Source organism: Lactococcus sp. S64 (assembly GCF_016516525.1).
Classification (GTDB): Bacteria; Bacillota; Bacilli; order Lactobacillales; family Streptococcaceae; genus Lactococcus; species Lactococcus lactis.
This window is the reverse complement of the sequence record NZ_JACVUQ010000001.1, coordinates 15,319-37,916: the sequence shown is the minus strand read 5'-3', so window position 1 is coordinate 37,916 and position 22,598 is coordinate 15,319. Positions and strand designations below refer to the sequence as shown.

General features: G+C 31.5%; 18 protein-coding genes. All 18 read right to left on the bottom strand.

Features of this window, described 5'->3' with window-relative positions:
- Positions 1-9: 9 nt before the first annotated feature.
- The 18 genes from IAE51_RS00165 to IAE51_RS00080 all read right to left on the bottom strand — a co-directional run bounded on the left by IAE51_RS00165 (position 10) and on the right by IAE51_RS00080 (position 22,535).
- Positions 10-1,125 carry a CDP-glycerol glycerophosphotransferase family protein gene (locus IAE51_RS00165; RefSeq protein ID WP_058206756.1) on the bottom strand — a complete coding sequence of 372 codons (1,116 nt, stop codon included), beginning with the start codon at positions 1,123-1,125 and terminating at the stop codon, positions 10-12.
- Positions 1,115-2,302: a CDP-glycerol glycerophosphotransferase family protein gene (locus tag IAE51_RS00160; RefSeq protein ID WP_200094405.1), complete on the bottom strand. Its 1,188-nt coding sequence runs from the start codon at positions 2,300-2,302 to the stop codon at positions 1,115-1,117. Before IAE51_RS00160 ends, IAE51_RS00165 begins: the two co-directional genes overlap by 11 nt.
- Before the next feature lie 20 nt (positions 2,303-2,322).
- A complete protein-coding gene (locus IAE51_RS00155) occupies positions 2,323-2,754 on the bottom strand; it encodes a hypothetical protein (protein ID WP_021466628.1) in 432 nt (143 codons plus the stop codon).
- A gap of 36 nt (positions 2,755-2,790) precedes the next feature.
- Positions 2,791-3,231, bottom strand: a complete 441-nt coding sequence (gene tagD / locus IAE51_RS00150; RefSeq protein ID WP_098383748.1) for a glycerol-3-phosphate cytidylyltransferase — start codon at positions 3,229-3,231, stop codon at positions 2,791-2,793.
- A 17-nt stretch (positions 3,232-3,248) separates the two neighbouring features.
- Positions 3,249-4,361: a hypothetical protein gene (locus tag IAE51_RS00145; protein WP_233611003.1), complete on the bottom strand. Its 1,113-nt coding sequence runs from the start codon at positions 4,359-4,361 to the stop codon at positions 3,249-3,251.
- A 48-nt stretch (positions 4,362-4,409) separates the two neighbouring features.
- Positions 4,410-7,625 carry a CDP-glycerol glycerophosphotransferase family protein gene (locus tag IAE51_RS00140; RefSeq protein ID WP_200094403.1) on the bottom strand — a complete coding sequence of 1,072 codons (3,216 nt, stop codon included), beginning with the start codon at positions 7,623-7,625 and terminating at the stop codon, positions 4,410-4,412.
- Positions 7,626-7,634: 9 nt separating this feature from the next.
- Positions 7,635-8,987, bottom strand: coding sequence for a glycerophosphodiester phosphodiesterase family protein (locus IAE51_RS00135; RefSeq protein WP_200094400.1), 1,353 nt, complete (start codon positions 8,985-8,987; stop codon positions 7,635-7,637).
- Positions 8,984-12,442 carry a CDP-glycerol glycerophosphotransferase family protein gene (locus IAE51_RS00130; protein ID WP_233611002.1) on the bottom strand — a complete coding sequence of 1,153 codons (3,459 nt, stop codon included), beginning with the start codon at positions 12,440-12,442 and terminating at the stop codon, positions 8,984-8,986. The genes IAE51_RS00135 and IAE51_RS00130 overlap by 4 nt, the downstream gene beginning before the upstream one ends.
- Entirely contained in the window at positions 12,442-13,872 is a 1,431-nt protein-coding gene (locus tag IAE51_RS00125) for a hypothetical protein (protein ID WP_200094397.1), read from the bottom strand. Before IAE51_RS00125 ends, IAE51_RS00130 begins: the two co-directional genes overlap by 1 nt.
- A 21-nt stretch (positions 13,873-13,893) precedes the next feature.
- The gene (locus IAE51_RS00120) at positions 13,894-14,703 is read right to left on the bottom strand and encodes an ABC transporter permease (RefSeq protein ID WP_029343723.1); all 810 of its coding nucleotides are present in this window, start codon (positions 14,701-14,703) and stop codon (positions 13,894-13,896) included.
- Complete coding sequence (locus IAE51_RS00115; RefSeq protein WP_200094394.1) at positions 14,703-16,103, bottom strand: ATP-binding cassette domain-containing protein; 1,401 nt, start codon at positions 16,101-16,103, stop codon at positions 14,703-14,705. The genes IAE51_RS00120 and IAE51_RS00115 overlap by 1 nt, the downstream gene beginning before the upstream one ends.
- Entirely contained in the window at positions 16,100-16,873 is a 774-nt protein-coding gene (locus tag IAE51_RS00110) for an ion channel (RefSeq protein ID WP_023163954.1), read from the bottom strand. Before IAE51_RS00110 ends, IAE51_RS00115 begins: the two co-directional genes overlap by 4 nt.
- 23 nt (positions 16,874-16,896) lie before the next feature.
- A complete protein-coding gene (locus IAE51_RS00105; RefSeq protein ID WP_161935043.1) occupies positions 16,897-17,742 on the bottom strand; it encodes a phosphodiester glycosidase family protein in 846 nt (281 codons plus the stop codon).
- Between the two features lie 170 nt (positions 17,743-17,912).
- On the bottom strand, positions 17,913-18,239 hold the full coding sequence (locus IAE51_RS00100; RefSeq protein ID WP_200094391.1) for a helix-turn-helix transcriptional regulator: 327 nt from the start codon (positions 18,237-18,239) through the stop codon (positions 17,913-17,915).
- Between the two features lie 774 nt (positions 18,240-19,013).
- Complete coding sequence (locus tag IAE51_RS00095) at positions 19,014-19,733, bottom strand: DUF4811 domain-containing protein (protein WP_033900091.1); 720 nt, start codon at positions 19,731-19,733, stop codon at positions 19,014-19,016.
- Positions 19,733-21,277 carry an MDR family MFS transporter gene (locus tag IAE51_RS00090; RefSeq protein ID WP_012897559.1) on the bottom strand — a complete coding sequence of 515 codons (1,545 nt, stop codon included), beginning with the start codon at positions 21,275-21,277 and terminating at the stop codon, positions 19,733-19,735. The genes IAE51_RS00095 and IAE51_RS00090 overlap by 1 nt, the downstream gene beginning before the upstream one ends.
- The gene (locus IAE51_RS00085) at positions 21,270-21,734 is read right to left on the bottom strand and encodes a MarR family winged helix-turn-helix transcriptional regulator (protein ID WP_012897558.1); all 465 of its coding nucleotides are present in this window, start codon (positions 21,732-21,734) and stop codon (positions 21,270-21,272) included. The genes IAE51_RS00090 and IAE51_RS00085 overlap by 8 nt, the downstream gene beginning before the upstream one ends.
- A gap of 147 nt (positions 21,735-21,881) precedes the next feature.
- Positions 21,882-22,535, bottom strand: coding sequence for a DUF4767 domain-containing protein (locus tag IAE51_RS00080; protein ID WP_200094388.1), 654 nt, complete (start codon positions 22,533-22,535; stop codon positions 21,882-21,884).
- Between the last annotated feature and the right edge of the window lie 63 nt (positions 22,536-22,598).

Here is a 22,598-nt window from a genome sequence, read left to right as displayed (position 1 = left end):
TTATTCTCCTTAACCTCTCATAATTGACTCAATCAAATCTAAGACTCGGTCCGTTGATTTTCCATCTCTAAATTTATACATTTTATCAGTAAATAATTGCCGTTTCAAATCATCACTCTCTGTTTCATCATTAACAGCTATTATTGCTTTAATTAACTCATCTTCATTTTTAGTGACTTGCCCTGGAAATTCATTTTCATAATCAATCGTAAATCCAGGCTTATGTGAATATGTCATTAAATCAGGACTATAAGCAATAATTGGTTTATTAAAGACCATCCAATCAATTGCAATTGCCGAATAATCTGTCACTAAAATATCTGTCACACAAAAGAGTGAGGAAATCAACTCATCTTGAATATATAAAACATGTTCATTTTTTTCATAATTTGAATGCTGAATAAGTGGGTGGCTTTTATAAATGACTATATAATCATTTCCAATTGCCTGATGAATCTTTTCTAAATCAATCAGTGCTTCCTTAAAATGCGTACTAATCCGTCCTCTAAATGTTGGAGCATATGTGATAATTTTCTTTCCTTTTAAAAGAGGATATTTTCCTACCAATCTCTGACAAGTCAGGTCAACAAAATTTTGGTCGAAAATCTTATCATTATTTGGAATTCCAGTAACAAAAACCTGATCCTCTATGACATTAAATGCACGCGCAAAAATTGGTTTTAAAAAATCAGAGTTAACAATCGTATAGTCATAATGATTAACGATATAGTCTCGCTCCACATCATTTCCAAATTTTTTCAAAGCGCCTGTCGCATGCCACAACTGTAAAACTTTAACATTCTTACGGTGTGGGAACTTGGAAACAACAAAATTATTGTAATCAATAATGACTAAACGTGAACTTTCAATCAAAAATAATTGGCGAATACAAGCATAACCATATTTTATATTTCCCCAAAGTGATGATTCAAATTTGAACAAAACTGTCCGCAATTCATATTGATCTTTTTTCTTCAAACGATCATAAATCAACTTAAAATCTTTTGATAAATTATCATGTTCCAGAGAAATAAAAGTAATCCGATTCTTCTTCACCCTCAAAATGAGGGAAAAAGGATAAAAAATTCCAAGAATTATTGTCAAAATAATTGATTTAGTTTTCATAAAAAATCCTCTTAGCAACTTTAGAACTAACTTTACCATCACTCCATGAATTAAAGACTTGATTAAATACCTGCAAACGGTCATAGTCAAAGATATCTTCTTTAATTCTTCTCAACAATTCTTTTTCTGTTCTAATAACATCATTAGGCAACTCATCAGGAACATTTAAGTAGAATCCCCTTAATTCTTGCTCATATTGTTCAAAGTCATACATATAAAAATAAATTGGACGGTTTAAATTCGCATAATCAAAAAATACACTAGAGTAATCCGTAATTAGAACATCACTCATTAAATAAGCATCATTAATATCCGCACTTGCTGCCATAAGATACACAAAATCACTCAAATCATTCGGAACCTGATAAACATTAAAAATCAAATAATGTGGTTTAAATAAAATAACCGTATCATCACCTAACTGATTCTTCCACTTATAAAAATCAACAGCCAATTCAAATCTATATCCTCTTATTCCAAACGAATCATCACGCCAAGTTGGAGCATAGAGAACAACTTTTTTATCAAGTGGTAGACCATATCGGCGTTTCAGTTCCATGCATTTATTAGAATCAGCATTAACCAAAAAATCAACCCTCGGATATCCAACTTCCAATAGTTTCCCTTTATCTAGATTAAAAGCGCTAGTAAAAGCTTGACTTGAAAAAGGATTAGGCGAAATCAAATAATCCCAATGCCTACTATCCTCGTCATAACTCCTAAGCATCTGCTGATAAGATAAACGACTTCGATAATAAGTAATACCATTATCTAAAATATCATGTCCCAAACGTTTCAAAGGCGTTCCATGCCAAGTTTGTAAATAAACCTGCTCCCCTTTTTTATGATAATAAGGAGCCATTTTTGAATTAAATACCCAATACTTTGCTTTGGAAAGTAAATAATAATAACTAAATGAGTTAAATTTAACTACCTTAGCCCTATTAACGGACCGTTTTACTTTAAAAGCCCAGACAAAATGATAACTAGCAAATTCCTCATGATCTCTTAAATATTCAAAAAGATATCTTGGATTATCTGAATAAGCCTTTCCATTAAAAGAAGCGAAAATAACCAATTTATCATCTGTTTTTACAAATTTCCCTAAAATCAAAAGGAAAAGAGATAACATTTTTCTAAGTATTAATAATCGCATTTTGACTAATAAATTTAGCATTTTTCCCCTTTCAAATGATTTTAGCCCATTTGTTTTCGAATAATTTTTATCAACTCTTTAATTGATAAATTTGTTAAAAACGAATCTGAAATTTCATTAATAATTTCTTGACATTTTTTCAAATCCTTTTCTTTACGCAAAGCTTTTAAAATTTGATTAAGATCACCATCTTCCGGTTTATCTACAATTTTTAAAGAATTGGCAAGCGCCAATTTTGAAAGAATAATCACGTTTGCTCCGTTTGGTAAAATCACTTCTTTAATAAACTTTTTCTTATGCAATCGATAGATATCATCTTCGACTTTAACGTATAATACATCACTGACATCTGGCTTAGGATAATTTGATTTTTGTTTTTTTATCAAATTTTCAAGTTGCAAAAATATTTTGATTAGTTTAGTTGGATTTCCTAAAAAAGAAAATTTAGAAAAAATCAGACTTAAATCGCTCATAAACTCATTTTCTATTAATTAGCTCTTACCACTTATTCATTTGGTAGTATTATCACTGCTTTCCTTTTTTGAATAAAGTTTTCCAATTTCCTTTTTTATATGTGAAGAAGAAACTTTACCACGTGGAAAATACATAATTTTTAAATTAGGAAATTCTTCTTTTAGAAAATCAAATTTCCCTTTCCAGTCATCACCCATCGCAAAAATATCAACATCAAACATATCAATATAAAGGCTCTTATCATCCCAAGATTGCTCTGGCACAACCAAATCCACATAGCGAATTGATTCTAAAACATACTTTCTTGTATCATAATCTTGAAAAGCTTGTTTACCTTTTCCAGCATTAAACTCATCAGTTGAAAGCATAACAATCAACTTACTCCCCAAATTTTTCGCATTTCGTAACATATTAACATGACTCTCATGTAAAATATCAAACGTCCCTGCAACTAAAACAACTTTTTCTTTATCCATTTTTTCTCCCTTAATTACTAGTTTTTATACCAAGCAACATATCGACTATTCAAAAGATACCCATTTTTTTTAGAATTTCCATGTTGATTGATAAAATTATTTTTACTTTGGTAAATAAAATCAAGTTTAGGATTTCTAAAATGAATAGGGTATAAACGACTATCAGTGGTTGTCAATTCTGAATATATCGTGTTTTCAAAAGTATTGTCCATAATTGTTACTTTAGGTGTTCCTGTCCCACTGTGAGAACCGATAGCTGTAGCCGAAAAATATTGTCGTGCCATATATCGTTCATTATCAATTTTCCCCTGACCTATTACACCAGTATAAGGCCCAAAATAGGAGTTTTTTAATGTTATATTAGTTGATATTTTGGCTTTACTGTCTGCATTTTTAGGCAAACCCTTTTTCTCTTTGTTAAAAATAATATTAGTTGAATCTGAAAATCCATAAGTTCCAAAGCATCCTTCATAAGCCGAATCAACTTGTATTGCTTCCGAATAAAGAGCGTGTGGATTGCTTTTATATAATCGGTCTCTGTCTAAAGAAGATAAGCCTGCCTTTCCAAATCCCCGTACTTCTAAATCGTTAAAAATAAAATTATCTACAGCTGCTAAATCAAATAAATGATATCCCATACTTTGTGCATCATAAAAACTTAAATGTTCAAAATGAACATTATGAGCTTTTAAAGCATTCAGCCCAAAACGTCCTTTACCTTCTTCTGTATTTGAAGCACTACCATAAAAAGAAGCATTTTTTATAGTTTCATAATTTGAACTTTCTCCTCCACAAATCATTTGAATCAAATAATTCCCAGTAATTCCAATATAAAATGTTGAATTATTAAAATCAATATCAGCCCCACTAGACCCTACTAGATTAATAACTAAATTGCCTTCCGTTATTTTATACACCTTTTGAGGAAACACAATTGAAGATGGATTATCAATCGTAAGTGTAAGGCCCCCCAAATTATTACGATGGGACTTTAAGACTTTTTCCAATTCAGCAGTATTTGTTATTTTATAATCCGAACTATTATTAACGGCTTTTGATTTAAAGATTATCCCAACAGTAATGATTAAAATTAAAGCAATTAAGAAATATGTTACTTTTTTTCTCCTCATTTTTGACTTTCTATTTAAAGCTAACGCCCTACGAATGTAGTGCATAATCTATAAAATCAACTTAATCCTATTTATCACATTTTTATTATAAGATTCCAAGTCAAAACTAGAAAATTTTTCTTTTTTTAATGACTTCATCATTGCTAATGCAAGTCCTTGTTCATCATTACTTTCAGAAATAATCCCATAATTTCCTCCAGCCACAATCTCTCTGGATGTAGGAATATCGCTCACAATTGGCAAAAGTCCAACAGACATGGCTTCTAGCAAAGCCATTCCTTGTCCTTCATAGAGAGAGGGAAATATAAAATAATCCATCAATGACAGAAAGTTTCTAATATTATCTATATGCCCTAAAAGTTGAACTGAACCACTTAAATTTAATTCAATGATTTTAGTTTCTAACTCTTCTTTTAATATTCCTGAACCTAAAATATATAGTTTAGCTTCCACTCCTGTAGTCTTCAATTTTGCGAAAGCTTCTATTAAAACTTTTTGATTTTTTTCAGGAGAAAGTCGAGCAACATTTACGAATTGAGGGATTTTATCCTTTTTATCAGACATAATTTTTTGGATTATATCATCAAAAGAGTTTTCGTTTTTATTTATCGAACTTATACCATCGATTAACTCAATATCTGCTAGTTTCAACCAGCACACAAATTTACCATTATTATAAGTTTTTACCCACCAAGTCCCTTTTACCATCTGTTGTTCATCCGTTGAATAATCTAGCAGTTGATTTAAGAAACCTGCTTCTAACTTTTTACTAAACTTCAAACCTTTAGGTCTCGAATAGTAACTCGTACTATTTTTTCTTAACTTAAACTGATACTTCTCAAATGTAATTTTACTTGAGGTCAAACATTTATTGCGAAGATTATGGATTAAAAATCCCAATGCTAGATATGGTTTATTCGCAAGATTATGAAATCTATTTAAAGCACCATAACGCACCCATCCTTTTATGCCCAATCCATTAGAGATATAAGCTACCTTACCTTGTTTGGTGAACAAAACTTTATTCACAAACCAGTATTGTTGAGTGACATATTTTGTTTCCGTAACTGCTTCATCTTTTTCCCCAGGAAAAAAATTGGGTATATTCTGATATATTAAGAAATTTTGTTTCTTTACAATGCTTGCGACTTTTTTTACTTTCACTACCTTTTTTGTTTCGTTACCCGAAAACTTAAGTTCAGAAAACTCAACCCAGCCAAGGTAGATATCGTTAACTAAAATCTTTACAAAAATTATATCCTGAACTTTTTTAGTCGATAAAACTTTTACAATCTCATTTTTAGAAAACGATTTAACTTCAAATACGGAATTAACTTTTGGATTTTGAAAAATCCGAATCTCTGAATTTATGAAAGAATAAATACCATTCAAATTAAAAAGAGCTTCCTCTTTTTTTTCGCTAACAAAATCATTTCCTAAAAAAATCAAATTAGGCAGATAGTCAAGTTGTTCTGCTTCAATATATTTTGATAACTTATGAGAATTAATAGTCATTAAAGCTTTTGAAACACTTATCACTTTATCAAAATAATGATAGAGTTCAAAAACTCCTGTAAGTTTTTTATGAGGAAACTTTCCATCAATTTCTTTTGTCATTTCAGCGTATAAATCATTGTGCTGAAAAATCATCTTGACTCTAGAATCCGAAAAAGCTACAAACTTACTCCAATAAAAACTATAACCGGAAAAATCAATCGCCTTATCAAAGGACAATCCAGAAAATAATCGATGAGCCTCACGTTTAAAGGCAACCTCGGGAAGACTAGTGATATGCCCAGATTTATTTATTTTATCATGTAACATCTGCTCTTTTTCACTAAAGTTTGGGGAACCAGTTCTAAAAATTAGTCTAATATTTTTATTTAATTTTTGATAATTGTGAAAAAAATGAGATTTAGGAGTATTTGTAAATACAGTCACATCATATTTTTGATAATCAAGAGCATTTGTTAGATTGATAAATGATTGAGTAATCCCATTATTATCCAAATTTCCAGGATAAAATAATAATTTTTCTTTCTCAGAATCAATTTTTTTAACAACTAACTGACTTGACTTCTCTTTTTTAAATATATAATCTACAATTCTCTCAGAAACATTCCCATCATCATAAGGAACGTACTTTTCTTTCGCTCGTAGATACTTACCAAGATAATCTTGAGAAAGTTGGTCAATATCAGACAAATAATCAGCAATTTCAATGACAGTCTTTAAAATAGGCCCTGGTAGTTCAGCCATGTCAAGATACATTCCTCTATCTTCTGAATATATATCCTGATCCCAAGCATAGAAAATTATTGGCTTATCAGTAACTAGATAATCAAAAAAAACCGATGAAAAATCTGTAATTAAAATATCCGTTGCAGCTAATACAAGATTAGCATCCATTGCATCATCAATTAAGATTCCACTCAATTCCTTATAATTTTTAGCTTTTTTATAAAGATAAGGATGGACTTTTAAGATAATGTTATACTTACCCAAAAATTCTTTTCTTAAATACTTTAATTCAGCAATAACTTGAGCAATTGAATCAGATGGATTTTGTGTATCATTTCCTCGCCATGTTGGCATATAAACAACCACTGGAAGATTTGAGTCCAACTCAATTCTTAGTTCTTTTAATAACTTTTTGGCATCATCACTTGGAATTTCTTTAGTCAAATCAATTCTTGGATAACCTGACTCTACAATCTCTCCCTTGTAAATTCCTCGCATCTTATAACCAGAACCTGCAAAAATTTCAGTTGTATGCGTATTTGGAGAAAGAAAATAGTCAGTCATTAAAAGATTTCTTAAGACATTTTGAGTATTCCCTAACTGATTTTCAATATCAAATCCCATCGCTTTCAAAGGAGTACCGTGCCACGTATTGATATAAACTTGTTCTTCCTTCTTAGAAAACCATGATTGAAAAGTTGAATTTGTAATTAAATATTTGGCAGTGAGCATATAGTCAACATACTCTTTAGAATTCCGTGCCACAAAAGTTATTGTTGATTTTAGACTTTCTGGAACATTGATTAGATTCAAACTGGACAATTTATCCTTAACAACCCAAACATGTTGAAAATTAGCATAGTCTTTGTTATTAGCAAGTGATAAGAAAAGCGCCAGAGGAGAATCTGTAATCGCCCCTCCATCTCTGCTTTCATAAAGGATTACATTTTTTTCAATTTCAGTTTTTTCATAATTTTCCGCATAATAGTGCCTAGGAGAAAATTTATCTAAAATATTTTTCATCCACTCAATCTACATTCTTTTTTTTAGTTCTATCGCTTTTTTAGTGTCATTTGTAAAAATGCCCTCTGGATTTTCTTTGAATAACTTAAAAAGTGTTTGATCATCTTCCGTTCGCCACACTCTAAATTTTTTGGTTGACTTTTCTATAATCTCAGCATTTTTTAAAAACCACGATACATTGGGATGAATACCCGAAATAAAGGGTGTTTTTTCTGCTTGGAGCATTTTTTCTGTATCATTTTCCATGATATAAGCATACTCTGCACTTGGTTCTACCGAATGCATTTTTTCAAGACTACTAAAGCTAAATGAAGAATAAATATATGTAAATGTCCATTTAACAGAACGCAAAAGTCCGCTTACTTTTTCTTCAATCCCTTCATAATTATTTTTATCCGTTTTTAACTCAACATTGAGCTCTCCAGTAAATTTTAATTCATGGAGAGTTTCTAAAACTTCTTCTAAAGTAGGAACTTTTTCATCTTTGAACTTCTCATCAAACCAACTTCCAGCATCTAACTTCTTAATCTCGGCTAACGATAATTCTTTTATTTCGCCTTTACCATTTGTTGTACGATCAACATTTTCATCATGCATCACAACAATAAAGCCATCTTGTGATAAATGAACATCTAGTTCAATACCATCGGCACCAGACTCAACCGCTTTTTTAAACGCACTAAGTGTATTTTCTGGAGCAAAACTTTTCGCTCCTCTGTGTGCAAAAATCTTGCTTTTTACATTAATTTTATTCAAATTTTTCGCTGGATTCCCAACCAGTTTACTATTTTCTGGGAACGACTTTGTCACGACTGCTCCACCACCGATGACAGAATTAGAACCTATTGTGATATTTCCAAAAATATTTGCATTACTTCCAATAAAAACATTATCGCCAATTTCAGGAATAGCATCGAATGGTGCTGAAGATTTTGATGTGCCTATCGTCGTGAATTGTCGAATTTTACATTTTTTTCCAATTTTCGCTTTAGGATGAATAACAACACCATGAGGATGAGTAATCGTTGTCCCAAACCCAATTTGTGCTTGAATTGGTAATAAAACTCCTAACTTTCCTTCGAGTATTTGTTGATTCATATCTGTGTAAACTTTCATCCAAAACTCTGAATCACAGTGATATTTTATAAACCTTCCAAACCTATAGACAAACATTGCTACTTTTCCCCAATGTTCTCTTTGCTCTTTACTTTGCAGAATAACTCGTTTATAAAAACTGACATCATTACCTTGTTTTTGTTTAAAAAATCTTTTCACAAAATCTACATCTTCCCATAATGGCATGGATAATAAGTTTTCTATATCCTTTTCCACCATCTCTACAAAATAATCAGTATTCATCATTCTACTTCTCCCCAAATTACTTTAGATATTTGCTCACTTGCATTTCCTTGGTCATATTGGGCAAATTTTTCCTTAAATTGTGATATTTTATCTTCAAATTCTACAGGAATTTCTTCTAAATGACTCAACCAGTTTTCCAAATCTTTTTGTTCCTTAATAAAAGGTCCGGGTGCTTCCGTGCTCAAATCAAAATTTATCCCACGATTTTCTACATACTCTTCATAATCAGGAGCCCAAAAAATCATAGGCTTATTCAATAAACAATAATCAAACATTACTGATGAGTAGTCAGTAATTACCGCATCACTTACAAGATATAATTCTTCTATTTGAGCATCATCAGGAGCAAAAATAATTTTATTTGAATATTTTGATGCAATTCCATTTAATTGTTCAAAAGGATGATTTTTTATTATCACTAAAGTATCATCAGATAAATTTTTATACAATGAATCAACATCTAATAATTTAGATATATTGGTAGCATTTTTATTATCTTTTTCTCGCCAAGTGGGCGTAAATAACACAATCTTTTTCTCCAAAGAAATTTTCAATCGCTTCTTCCGATTATTATTTTCTTCTGAAGAAAATTTATTAAAGAAAACGTCATTTCTTGGATATCCTGTAGGAAGGAGTTTTGGAGAAATTCTGAACGCCTCTTTAGCATAATTTGCCACCCAATCACTTGGAACAACCAAGTAATCGTAGTTTTTAAATCTACGATGATAATTATTGTAAGTAGCATCTTTCCACTCCTCCAAAACATCAAATCCCAATGTTTTTAAAGGTGTTCCGTGCATTGTTTGAATTTCAACTTGCTCTTCTCTTTTTTGACGTTGACTCTCTGTAAAATTTACATCATTAACAAAATATTTTGCTTTAGCTAGATAATACCAGTAGTCTTTTGTTCCAAAAGAGATTACTTTTGTATTTTTAAATTCGGGATAACTTCGAATCGCATTTTTTATTACAATGATATGTTTTAAATTAGGATAGTGTTCAACGACATAATCATAAAGGGCCCGTGGATTCCCACCAAACTTATTATCTCTTCCCCAATAAGCTGACCAAATTACTACATCCTCTAATATTGGTTCTTTTTGCCACCTTTGATAGTCAATTTGCAGAAATTCATCTAATCCACCAATTTGCATAGTTTTTGAAAGTTGATCGGAGGTGCGTAACAATGCAAAGCCACCATGTTTCATTTTTTCAACAGAGCGGAAAAACCAACCAATACCATTCGCTGACACCCATTCATTTTTCAATGCAAACTCTTTTTTTCCCCAACGTAACAGCTCATTTGTCTGATAACCGTCATTAAAAGTAAGACGCACGTGAAAATTAAGCCATTCTTTATCTGAAAAACCATCTAATGTCAAAGGTAAGGAAAGTTGATACAAGTTTTCATTTATCTTCTCTGTTTCCCAAATGATTGACAAAGTAGGATCTGCAACTATCTGTACCTTTGCAGCTTCTGCCATCCAACCTTTGAGACTAAAAGCTAATTTTAAAACATTTTCTTCAACTTGTAGTTTTTCTATAAGTGGATAGAGATAAGAAATACCAAGAGTCGCTACCCCATTGTTCGAAAATAGGATTTCTAAATTACTATCATTTTGGAAATTTTTAGGAAAACCAGAATAATAAATTGACTTTTCTTTTCCATTAACGTAAGTAATAAATTGCCACCAATGAAATACAGATTTATCAAACGATTTAATCTTTTCTTGAACCGCTTGTGAAATCATCACCCGTCCACCAACAAGTTTTAAAGGTAATTTTGTTTTTCCAGATTTCAAAGCAATTTTAGTGGCATTTCCTTTTATCCGTAGCTCTTTACCATCTTCTGAAAAATAAAGTTCTTCTACACTTCTCTCTTTTAACGAAAGAACCAAACTCCAATCGGTTTTATAGGAAACCGAAAATACTTGTGCATTCGATAATCCAACTTTAGGACGCGGCTTATCACCTGAAATCGGATTTTTGATAGGTACTTCAAATTTCAAACCATCTATCTCTACTTCCAATACAAAAGCAAGGGAATTAGTTGTTTCAAACTCTAAATGATTAAGTGGAATTTTTAGCTCATATCCAGAATAATCATAGTTGAAATCAGCACCGTCTTTTACAAAATGATTGAGATTATAACCAAATTTTGCAGTGATTCTTTGATTTTCAAAATTCCTTTTCTCTCCTACAATCTCATTAATAGTGTTTCCATCATCTGATAAAGCAGAAATTCCTAATATTTTTACGTTTTCAGGTGCAGACATATCTGAGTATTTTGCATAGAAATATCCTTGAATCTTTAATGAATCATCTTCAAATACAACTTCTTCTATTTTTGGATGAATTTCTAAATCATCTGATGTCACAATTTTTTCTAAATCTGAATAATCACTTTTCAAAACATACTGTCCAGCATCATTCCAGTATCCAGAAAAGCCGATTTCATTTTTTAGATATTTAGAAGTTATTTCATCAAATTCTTCTTGAGTTTTGGCTTTCAGAACTTTATCAAAATAGATGAGTTTATCAAACTTTGCTTGATATAATGTATCAGAAGGAAATTTTTCAAGATATTCCTTTAAGGAATTAAATAATTCTTGCTTTCTTTCAAGCGATATATACTCATACTTTTCTTTTCTTAACATTGATATTATCCCCAAATTTAGAGATTTCAAATACAGTATATCTAATATTTCATTTGGAGCATTATATTTTTTTAGTCCAGCTAAGGCGATTTCAGTTATCGTGATACGGTCTAGCACAGCTTTTGCATCTGTCGAAGATTCTGTAATAGATCCTTCTCTTGCTCGCCACAAATAAACCATTCTTTTAACAATATCAATACTTTTAGCAGCTGCAAATGCAGGATTTATCATAGGAATATCTTCATATAAAACTCCTTCTGGAAAATATAAATTATTTTCTTTCAAAAAGTCTAAACAGAAAATTTTATTCCATGAAGTTGAGTCCCAGATTAATTCAGGATGTTCTTTTAAGCTCGTGTTTTCGAAGTCTCCCAAATGACTCCTGGCATGAATATTATTAAGCCATTCCTTTTTCGAGTTAAAACGGTGTACATTTCCGGTTATAATTTGACTTCCTGTTCTTTCTAATATACCGAGCATATATTCGTAACTGTTCGGAGCAACTATATCATCTGAATCAACATATGTGATAAACCTTGCGCGAGCTAATCTTGTCCCTCTATTACGCGCAGCCCCTAGTCCCGCATTTTCAAACTGATGTAATTCGAAGAAATTAGGATATTTTTCAACAAATTTTTGAGCAATTTGAGCGCTATTGTCCGTTGACCCATCATCAACTAAAATGATTTGAAGCTCTTTCTCTGGAACCCCTTGTTTAAGTAAGCTATTCAAACAATCTTTTAAATAATCCGCTACATTATAGATTGGAACGATAATTGCTAATTTTTTTTCTTCCATTATAACGCCTCCAATTCATCCTGTACAATTAGATCTGAGATCTTTTTATATGTATAATAAAATTTATCACTCACTTGATAGACAATATGAAGCCCAATAAAATTTTTCAAAAATTCTTTGTTTTTTAAAGACTCTGATTCAATGTGATAGTCACCAATTTTATTAATTTCAATTTTCTTAAAAACAGGACGTTCTATATATCTAAGGTAAACAGCCGTTACCTCAAATGCAGGATTAGACAAAAGCAAAGTTTTTGAATCTTCATTATCAAAAAGACAATCAAAATTTCCATTTTTTTGCAAAAAGTTGAACTTATCATCTTCCAACTGAGCGATAAGAATATCTGATTCTTCATTTGGAGTGTTAATGACTAGTTTAGATAAAACAGATGTGTCTTCTTCTAAGTTTCTGCAAATGTAAAGTGTCGATGCAAAATCTTTGATTAAGTCTTCATTTTTGTTTTCAAGCGTTATCGTATTCTCACTGACTGATGCAGAAAGTGTTGTAATTTTATTGTATCGTTTCGCAACAACACTCAAAGAATTATTCCAACCAATAATCATATTTTGAGTCTTCAAAATAATTTTATTTTCTTGTTTAATAGCTTCGATAACTGGGAATTTTTCTGTTACTACCTGCACTTTTACTAGATTTTGAATCAAATTACTTGATAAAGTGATTGTCAAACCTATTAAAGGAATCACTGTTTTTGCTTCCAAAAGTGCAAAATGAAGTTCGTCTATTTGTTGATTTTTATAATTGATAATTTCATTTATGGAGAGTGATAAATCTTCTTTTGAATTTTTATTCAAAAGAAGTTTACCATTAGATGTCAATAATTCTTTATCTTCTTTGTTAGAAAAGTTTTTTAATTTAAGTATTTCTAGTTCTTCATCAATTTCATACAGTACTAAACCTTCGTCAAATTTATTAAAAACTAAAGCATAATATCCATCAAGAGTAGTATAAATTTTTATTAATTCTACTTTGTCATCAGAAACATTTTGATAAGCGAACTGATTTGACTCTTTAGGCAACATAGATTTCAAACGAATCCAATGACCATTACCGAAATCTGCAAAAAAATCAAAACGTTCAATTTTTTCTTCCATTTTTTGCAATTCACCCAAAAAAGTTTCTATTGGGATGATAATTTTTGAAGAAGAATAGTTTCCACCTATAATTTCTTGCTCTACTTTTCCTCTTTTTCTTATAGAGATTTTTGTATTTTCCGAAAATTTCTCATTTTCAAAAATGACATTCAAATTATCTGAAAAAACAGCAACCGTTTCCGATTTAATTGCACTTGTTTTTGCTTTGGTTCTAGTAGTTTTTTCTTCGTCAGCCTCAGTCTTAATTTTGAACTGTTCTTTTAATTTCTGTCTAAATTCTTTAGGTAATACTTTTCTTACTGCTTTTCTTACACTCATAATCAAATCCTGTCTTTTAAATTACAAATAATCTGAGATTCTATCACGAATCTTCATATGGAAATTAGCTGCTACAATTAATATAAATATAGTGAGCAACCAAAAACTTACATTAAATATTCCTTTTTGCCAAAACCAAGCTCGCCCAAAAGCAATATCTCGAAACCCCTCTATCAAATAGTAAAACGGATCTACCATTTGTGCTTGGATTAAAAATTTTGGTATAACTTTGAATTGACTTAAATCAAAAATAACACCTGAACCATACATCAAAAATTTAAAGATATAATTTAAAAAGAATTTAAAATCAGGAAAGACAATTTCAATTGAAGAACATAATAATGACAATGAAAGAGAAAAAATAATTAACATTGGTAAGTAATATAGTAATTGCAACCAATAAAGCGATGGATAATATCCAGAAAACATTGCAATCACAAGTCCAGCGCCAACCATGATATAAAATTCCGTAAGGAACCCAATCATCGAAGCGGTTGGCATAATACTTACTGGAAATTTCATTTTAGCAGTCATTTTAAACTGAGTTGAGACACTTTTTGAACCTGTTACGATGATATGTTGAGCAAAAGAATAAACACCCATCCCAATAAACATCCAAGAAAGAGGCGGTAACCCTGCGGGTGCAGAACGGTGCATTAAAATACCAAAGATAATGTAATTTATCGCCAATTGCACCAAGGGATCAAGAATCTCCCATAAGCGCCCTAAACGGTTTTGCATTGAGGTACTCTTTGTACTATATTTTGATAGATTGACTGCTATTCGGAAATATTTAATTTGTTCTTTGATGTAAAGAATCGCATCTTTCATTATTGATTGGCCCCGTCTGATTGTTCTGTTGTTGAGTTTGCGCTTGTTGTTGGTTCTGGTAGATTTATTTCTTGTCCTGGATGAATGACGCTAAAGTCTACTCCTGGATTTACTTGTTGAATTTCCTCAACAGAATACCCATGATTTTCGGCAATAATACTTAATGAATCTCCCGCTTGGACGATATACGTATTTTGATTTGATGTTGAGCTTGATGAACTCGTATTCTTCTGAGTAGATGAAACTTTTGTAGTCTTTTTAGCTTGAGATACTTTTTTCTTTGGACTTGAAGAAGTTTTAACTACAGCTTCTTTTTTTGTTGTTGAAGTCATATTTCTGGTATCTGATTTGAAAAGACGTTCAGTAAAAAATGTTTTAGGATGTCTCAAAGACTCTGCCAAAGTTGCATTGCTTAAAGAAACAAGGGTAATCCATATAAATGCAAGAAGGCAAAGCCAAACAATAACTTTAGACGTAAGTGATAATTTATGATTGTCTTTCTTATTTTTTAATTCTTCTGTTACTTCTCTTTGAACTCTTCTACTTTTAGAAGGATTTTGGCTCACAATCTCCGCTTTTAACTCTTCAACAGAATAATCAAGTTGTGCTTGCCTTTGATCAGTTTTAAATTTTTCTTGTTCTTTTTTAGGAAGTTTTTTGAACCATTGAACAAATTTTTCATATTCAGGAATGACTTCTTCTGGTCTTCCGTAAGCCTTAACTTCCCCATAATTTAACCAAATTACTCGATCACACCATTCTTTTATTGTGCGCATATCGTGAGATACGAGAAGAATTGTTTTTCCTTCATCTCGAAATTCAAACATTTTCTTTTGAGATTTATCTACAAAGGTTTTATCTCCAACAGATAACCCTTCATCTATAATCATAATATCTGGATTTTGATGAACCATAATGGAAAAGCCTAACTTAGCTTTCATCCCTGATGAGTATGTTTTCACAGGTTGATCAATGAATGGTCCTAGTTCTGAAAATTCGATGATGTCATCCATTTTTGACTTAATTTCTTTATTAGTCATCCCAACCATCAACGCCTTAAGACGAATATTTTCACGACCAGAAAGGTTATTTTGCATCCCTGCACTAGCTGCAATAATAGATACATCACCATTTATTTCCACCCGTCCAGTAGTCTGAGCAATTTGACCACTAATGATATTGGAAAGTGTAGATTTCCCTGCACCATTTAATCCAATTACTCCTATACACTCACCATCTCGAATCTCAAAACTTATATTTCTTAAAGCCCAGAAGTCTTTTTCGTTTTTACTATTAGATCCTATTAATGATTTGGCTTTATTTTTACTACTTTTTGCTGGAAGCAATTCAAATTTTTTAGTTAGATATTCAGCTTTTATCTTTACTTTATTGGTGTTCATTTATTTTTTCTATTATTTCCTTCTAAGGTTTCTATTTTATTGACAAGTAAATCTATTTTTCTTTCTAGTGATTCTATTTTTGAAATTTGTTCGAGCTCTTGGCTTTTTTCTTTTTGTTCCATATCATTTGTAAAATAATTTGTAATTGTTGATGTAAGATAACCAATCAAACCAATCCCCAAAAACATCAAAATAGCTGCTGCAAATTTCCCAACAATAGTTTTAGGATAAAAATCCCCATAACCAACTGTCGTTGTCGTTACAATCGCCCACCATACAGCATCTCCAAAAGAAATTTTTTCGAAAAGGGAAAAAACAAAACTATCTGTCATTATTATCGCTACCGCAATATTAGCAACTTGATAAAAACTATTAGTATTTAAAAATCGATTAGAGGAGCGATTAAACTTTCCAAACATTCCTATCAAGCGACCAATAAGAGCAAACTTTGAAATTTGTCCCAAGCTGATGAAAGAAGTTAAACCTACGATAGAAAATAAAAAACTAAATGGTAAAATTGCAATTAAATCATAAATATTATTTTTAATGAACTTCCATTTTTTTTTTGCTCTCTTTAGGCGCCATAAATAGTCCACTGTGAAGAAGAAAATCATTGTATTGATAATCCAATCATAAGGAGGCTTATCTATATCTATAAAAGCAAAAAGTTCTCCTCCAATAAGTAGAAGAATCATAATTGTTGCAGCTATCAGAAAAACGCCATAAACTTTTCTCCAACGACTTTCTTTACTGGTGTCTATTTTAATCATCTTTATTCGTCAATCTAGCTCTATCATTTCAAAACAATATAGTCATTTACCGAGCGATTATCTTGACTCGGATAAATTGGTTGTCCATTTAATGACATCTGGCTAGAACCTCCCCCGTCCATTACTATGGCATTTTCCAAGTGAAGAGCTTGAAGTTCTGACATGATTGCTTGGTAGCCTGTACTAGTATCTGAAATTATTAAATAGATGTTATTATTTTTATCATTCCCTAAAAAAGAATGAATTTCCCAATTCACTGTTCCGTCACTAGGTAAACTTTTACCATCTTTTATCAAGATTGAACCAAAGCTAAAGCTCGTCTCAGCACCATTTTGCAAAATTTTACTTGCTGGCGTTGATGAATCATATACCTTCACTGAACCATCTTTGTTAAAAACAAAAGCATTTTTGGCTCTTTTATCGGAATTCCAATCTTTAAATAACTTTCCATTGTTAATTTGAAATCCTGTAACTTTACCTGTACTCATATTAAAACCCGAAGCGTTCATAATTAAACTGTTGGGATATTTACTTACAACTTCTGACATACTCATCACGGGACTATCGGCAGAGGTTGCTGTTTTCAAGAGTTGCGGACTATGGGCTTTATATATTTTAAAGTTACCATCTGAAAGATCTGTAAATTTTTTTCCGGATCCTTGAGAAACTATCTGAAGCCAACCAGCTTTACCTGTATCTTCTACTGAAATATCTGGTTGATCATTTTCTTTTAATCTATCAGAATTTGAAATTTGAGAATCTGAAAGACTATAACCATTTGATTTTGAGGTTTTTTTTACTTGTTGAGTTTGTACTGCTGAATTTTTTGTACTTCTGCCGTGTATGTGCCCTAATGATAGGATTAGCAAAAAGCATATAATTACTACCAAAAATAATATAACTAAGCTTTTTGACAATATTTTTTTAAACATCAACTTTTCTTTCTTTATTTAATCTATACCTTAAAACTATTTCTGGTATTTTTAGTAAATAATTTTAACAGCAAGTTCTTATATTTAAACTAGACTATTTTTCTAACTTAACTATAAGGAAGTGATAATAACCATTCCTGACAAAGCTCGGCTATTTCATGCCGCTGTGATAACGACATGTTATTAAATATCTCTCTACTCGTAAGATCCTGTTTTTTCTTTAATAGCGAATCTTTACCGATTAAAAATTCGGGAGTAACATCAAAATAATTAGCAAGTTCCATTAATCTTATCCCTGAAGGAATAGATCCTCCTTTTTTATAGTTATGTAAAGCATTTCTTGGATATCCTAAATCTTTTTCTACCCTATTGATAGATTTACAATGCTTTTGCGCTAAACTAATTAACTGATTATAAAAAATACTTTCTACCACTTTAATCAAACTCCTTTATTACATTTATTTATTTCAGAAAAATTTGTGTTTTTCGGAAACTATCGTAATGTAATGAATACAAATAATATTGTAAATCCTGAGATAGAGCTAAGTTTATGACTACACTTAATTTATCAAGATACTTTAGAGAAAAGTAAAAGCAATCTAAGTAATTTAACTATTACATTTTATGTTGTTTTACCAGTAAAATCATAAAAGAGTATAAAAAAAGTTTCCGAAAAACACAAATTTTTCGGAAACTTTTAAAATAATCACCCTTGAAATCTCTTAAAAAATCCAAAACCCCTACTAAATAAGGCCTAGACTATAGTAATTATTGATACATAGTTTGTTATAAATGCAATTTTAAGAAATACCAGTACATCATTGTACACTTCATTATACAAAATGTTTGTAAATATTTCCACTCTTAATAAGTTATTTTATTCACGAAGCTATTAGTTAACATACCTGATGAATTCCTGGTAATGTAAAACCTCTAATATTATATCATTATGACCAGCTAGATATTAAAAAAAATAAACAATTATATAAAAATGCATTACCTTACAAGCGATAATTTTATTATTCGTTATTTTTTTAAGGTTTTTTTACTACACATGAATTTTAAGTTGCGTTTATTTATCGATTGTATTATTAGTTTCATTTATTGTCAAGAAAAATAACGCGAAGTAACTTTCTTTGCGCTATTTATATTTACTTAACTTTAATGTAATAAAAAGACCTCAAATATTTTTGAAGTCTTTTTATTATTTATTCAGTAATTCCAAGAAGTTGCTTAATTTGTTTTACTTGCATCTTAGCATATTCTGTTGGATTTGATTTTTGAAGTGCAGCAAGTTGAGCCGCTTTTTGTGGGTCAGCTTTAAGTTGAGCTTCCATTTGTTTTTGCATTGCTGGAGCTTCTTGACTCAATTTTTTAACTTGATCTTGAGTCAAAACTAACCATGTATCTTTAGGTACTGAAACAACTGAATTTTGTTTAACTAATTCATTTTGTTCACCACCTACACTAAATAGTAATTTATAAAAGTCAGATGACCAAACGCGTCTTGTCGTTTTAGTTGTAACTGTTGCTTTAGTATCATCCACTAATTTATAAGTCGCTGATTTTTTAACAGCTTCTGAAATGTGTTTTTCATCAGGTTTAAAATTAGTGTCGGCTTTTTCCGAGTTTTCATTATTTCGGTAAACAAAGACATAATTATCAGTGTTTTTACCAATTTCTGCTTTAATCATCATTCCATAAGGAGCTGATTTATCTCCAGCAGTATAAATTTGGTGCGTAGTTGAAGTTGTTACTTCTTTCATTCCCCAGTTATCTCTGATATGCATAGTTAGCATGGTCACAGAACCAGCTAATAAGAGAAAGGAAATTCCACCAACTAACCAATGAGCGATTGTGTTTTTTATAAACATGAAACCAAAGAAAGTTCCAATCATAAACACTACCAATAATAATATAATTAGCATTATTTATTTTCTCCTTTCAAGTCTTGTTCTTCAACAGGGACACCAGAAATCATTCGACCACTCTTCAAGAAGAGAGCAACTCCGATACCAATAATGGCAAAGACGAGTCCAATTGCGAATGAAGCGTGGTAACCTTGTAACATTGCTTCGATTGCTTTATTTGCAAATTGCAATGGATTTGTTGATTTTAATGATGAAGCAGGCATATTGTTAGTAATTACATTTTGAGCGACTGAGGAAAGGAGGGCAACAACAACTGATGACGCGACTTGACGCGCTGTATTGTTTGAAGCTGTTGCTTGAGCGACTTCATTAACTGGAACTGCATTCATGGCACTAGTTGTTAATGGCATCATTACCATACCAACACCAACCATACGTAATCCATAAAGAAGAGTAACAAAGTGGTCAGGAGTCGTAGCTGTAAAGAACATAAATGGTATAGTTCCCAGTGCTAAAACGAGGAAACCAATCACCGCAAGACGTTTTGAACCAATTCGGTCATAAACTCCACCAGCAAGTGGGGCAACAACAGCCATCATTAATGACCCAGGTAAGAGAACCAAACCTGAATTAAAGGCAGAAAGTCCATGAACATCTTGAAGGTAAAGAGGAAGCATCATTTCAACACCCATCATTGCCATTGTACTTAAAGCAAGTGCAAGAGTTACCAAAGTAAACTGTCTAATTTTAAAGACGCGAATATCAAGGAATGGATCGTCCATTTTAAGTTGACGTAAACCAAAGAGGAAGATAATAATCAACCCTCCAACAATTGGGGCGATAACGGTGTTGAATTTACCCCATCCGTCAGTTGCAACATTAGTGAATCCCCAAAGGAAAGCACCAAAACCAACAACTGAAAGTAAAACTGACAAGAAGTCTAATTTCATTGGACGGTTCGGAATAACATCACGCATTGCAAAGATTGAAATAAGGAAAACAACTCCGACAACAATCATTGGAATAAGGAAAATTGTTCTCCAACTTGCTGCAAATGTCCAAAAGATAAGGTTAAATTTATGAGTAATTAACCAACCTGCAAATGTTGGACCTAAGGCTGGCGCAAGGACAAGAACAACTCCGGCAACCCCCATGATTGCTCCCATTTGTTTAGCTGGAAACATATTAACAAGGGCAACTTGCATCAAAGGCATTGTAATCCCAACTGCAATAGCTTGCAGAATCCGACCTGCTAGGAAAACCCACCAGCTTGATGTTGGGGCCGAGTAAGCAACAAACATTCCGATAAATAAAATTGCGTATGCTGTAACGTAAAGCCAACGTGTAGGGAATTTTGTTGCTAAATATGCTGAAATAGGAACCATAATCCCATTGGCTAATAAAAACCATGTTGTTGCTTGTTGTGCTGTTGACATGGAGATGTTGAAGTCATTCATCAATGTTGGAATTGCTGTCCCGAGTGATGTTTGCATCAACATGGCTCCAAATGTACCAACCAGAATCAAAATAAGCATTCCGATTCGGCTATAATGTTTACCATGTATATCTAAATGGTAATCTTTTTCGTATGTATCAGGCATTTTTTTCCTCCTCTTTTTCTTTGTCTTCTTTAGCTAGCTTCATTCCAATTTCTAAAAATAATTTGAAATTTTCAATGAAACTTTCTGTTCGTTCTTCACCCATTTCTTCAAAAACGCGTGCTAAATTTGAGCAAGCTTCTACTCGAATTTCTTCCGCAACATGACGTCCTTTATCAGTAATGGCTACTAAAATTTTTCGACGGTCTGTTCTTGAAATCTCACGGGTAACTAAATTTTTACTCTCAAGATTATTCAAGATTGTCGCAATTCTTGCAGTACTTGTATGCGTAAATTTTGCAATCTTACTTGGAACAATTTGCTTACCAGCTTCCTTATAAAGATAGCCCAATACCAAATGCTCCCCTTGGGAGTAGGTATTAAAGCGGTGCATCATCTCTGCTTTTCCTCTTTTGATAACAGTTGTGAGGAAAACCTCCGCTGCCTTATTGTAATCCATTTTCACTCCTCCCTAACGGTAATATTTACTAACGACGTTAACTATTATAATCCGTTCACTATCTTTTGTCAAGAATAAAAATTTTAGTTTTTATTTTTTTTTTTAAATAAAAAAACCTATTCCAAAATAGGCTTTTTATTTAAAAAATTATCCAACAATTCGTGCGAAGGCATTTTTTAATTCATTATTCTCTGTTTCTTTTAGATATAAATAATTATTTGTATTTCCTTGATTTTGTGCGGTATAAAGCACCATGGGATTTCCTGATTTAATAACAAAGAGATAAACATGATTAACACCAGAGTTTTTCTCATTCATATCTGAATAAACATCAACTAATTGATATCCTCCTGAATCTTCTCCTGTTTCTGACCATTTTAATTCGATAGGCTGATTATTTATTGCTGCTTTCCAAGTTGAATTATTATCTATAACTGACCAAGGAATAGAGAGACCATATAAATTAAGATTGTGATTAGGACCATACTGACTGTAAGATTGTCCCATTTCTATCCCCCACGCTGACATAAACTCTGCAAGACGTTGATTTTTTTCTGGATTCCATTTTCTTATTTGTGTAGAAGTTGAGGGGGAAATTGATTTTTCTATTGATGAAGAGGACTCTTTAATAATACTTGATGATTGGGTAGTACTCGAAGTGCTCTGAGTTATTGAAGAGATTCGTGAGCTTTGGCTACTTTTAGAACTTTCTTTTGTTGTTTGAGAATTTTGTTTTGAACTACAGGCTGACATTCCAAGTGTTGCTACTAAAAAAATTGCAACAAGATATATTTTTTTCATCTTTTCTTCTCCTAACTACAATTTTACTTCAAAAGTAATTAAAAAACTACTAATATCATTAAA

Bases quoted from the DNA above. Each gene is read 5' to 3' on its own strand.
- IAE51_RS00165 (WP_058206756.1), bottom strand. From the start codon at position 1,125: ATGAAAACTAAATCAATTATTTTGACAATAATTCTTGGAATTTTTTAT.
- IAE51_RS00160 (WP_200094405.1), bottom strand. From the start codon at position 2,302: ATGCTAAATTTATTAGTCAAAATGCGATTATTAATACTTAGAAAAATG.
- IAE51_RS00155 (WP_021466628.1), bottom strand. From the start codon at position 2,754: ATGAGCGATTTAAGTCTGATTTTTTCTAAATTTTCTTTTTTAGGAAAT.
- tagD (WP_098383748.1), bottom strand. From the start codon at position 3,231: ATGGATAAAGAAAAAGTTGTTTTAGTTGCAGGGACGTTTGATATTTTA.
- IAE51_RS00145 (WP_233611003.1), bottom strand. From the start codon at position 4,361: ATGAGGAGAAAAAAAGTAACATATTTCTTAATTGCTTTAATTTTAATC.
- IAE51_RS00140 (WP_200094403.1), bottom strand. From the start codon at position 7,625: ATGAAAAATATTTTAGATAAATTTTCTCCTAGGCACTATTATGCGGAA.
- IAE51_RS00135 (WP_200094400.1), bottom strand. From the start codon at position 8,987: ATGATGAATACTGATTATTTTGTAGAGATGGTGGAAAAGGATATAGAA.
- IAE51_RS00130 (WP_233611002.1), bottom strand. From the start codon at position 12,442: ATGGAAGAAAAAAAATTAGCAATTATCGTTCCAATCTATAATGTAGCG.
- IAE51_RS00125 (WP_200094397.1), bottom strand. From the start codon at position 13,872: ATGAGTGTAAGAAAAGCAGTAAGAAAAGTATTACCTAAAGAATTTAGA.
- IAE51_RS00120 (WP_029343723.1), bottom strand. From the start codon at position 14,703: ATGAAAGATGCGATTCTTTACATCAAAGAACAAATTAAATATTTCCGA.
- IAE51_RS00115 (WP_200094394.1), bottom strand. From the start codon at position 16,103: ATGAACACCAATAAAGTAAAGATAAAAGCTGAATATCTAACTAAAAAA.
- IAE51_RS00110 (WP_023163954.1), bottom strand. From the start codon at position 16,873: ATGATTAAAATAGACACCAGTAAAGAAAGTCGTTGGAGAAAAGTTTAT.
- IAE51_RS00095 (WP_033900091.1), bottom strand. From the start codon at position 19,733: ATGCTAATTATATTATTATTGGTAGTGTTTATGATTGGAACTTTCTTT.
- IAE51_RS00090 (WP_012897559.1), bottom strand. From the start codon at position 21,277: ATGCCTGATACATACGAAAAAGATTACCATTTAGATATACATGGTAAA.
- IAE51_RS00085 (WP_012897558.1), bottom strand. From the start codon at position 21,734: ATGGATTACAATAAGGCAGCGGAGGTTTTCCTCACAACTGTTATCAAA.
- IAE51_RS00080 (WP_200094388.1), bottom strand. From the start codon at position 22,535: ATGAAAAAAATATATCTTGTTGCAATTTTTTTAGTAGCAACACTTGGA.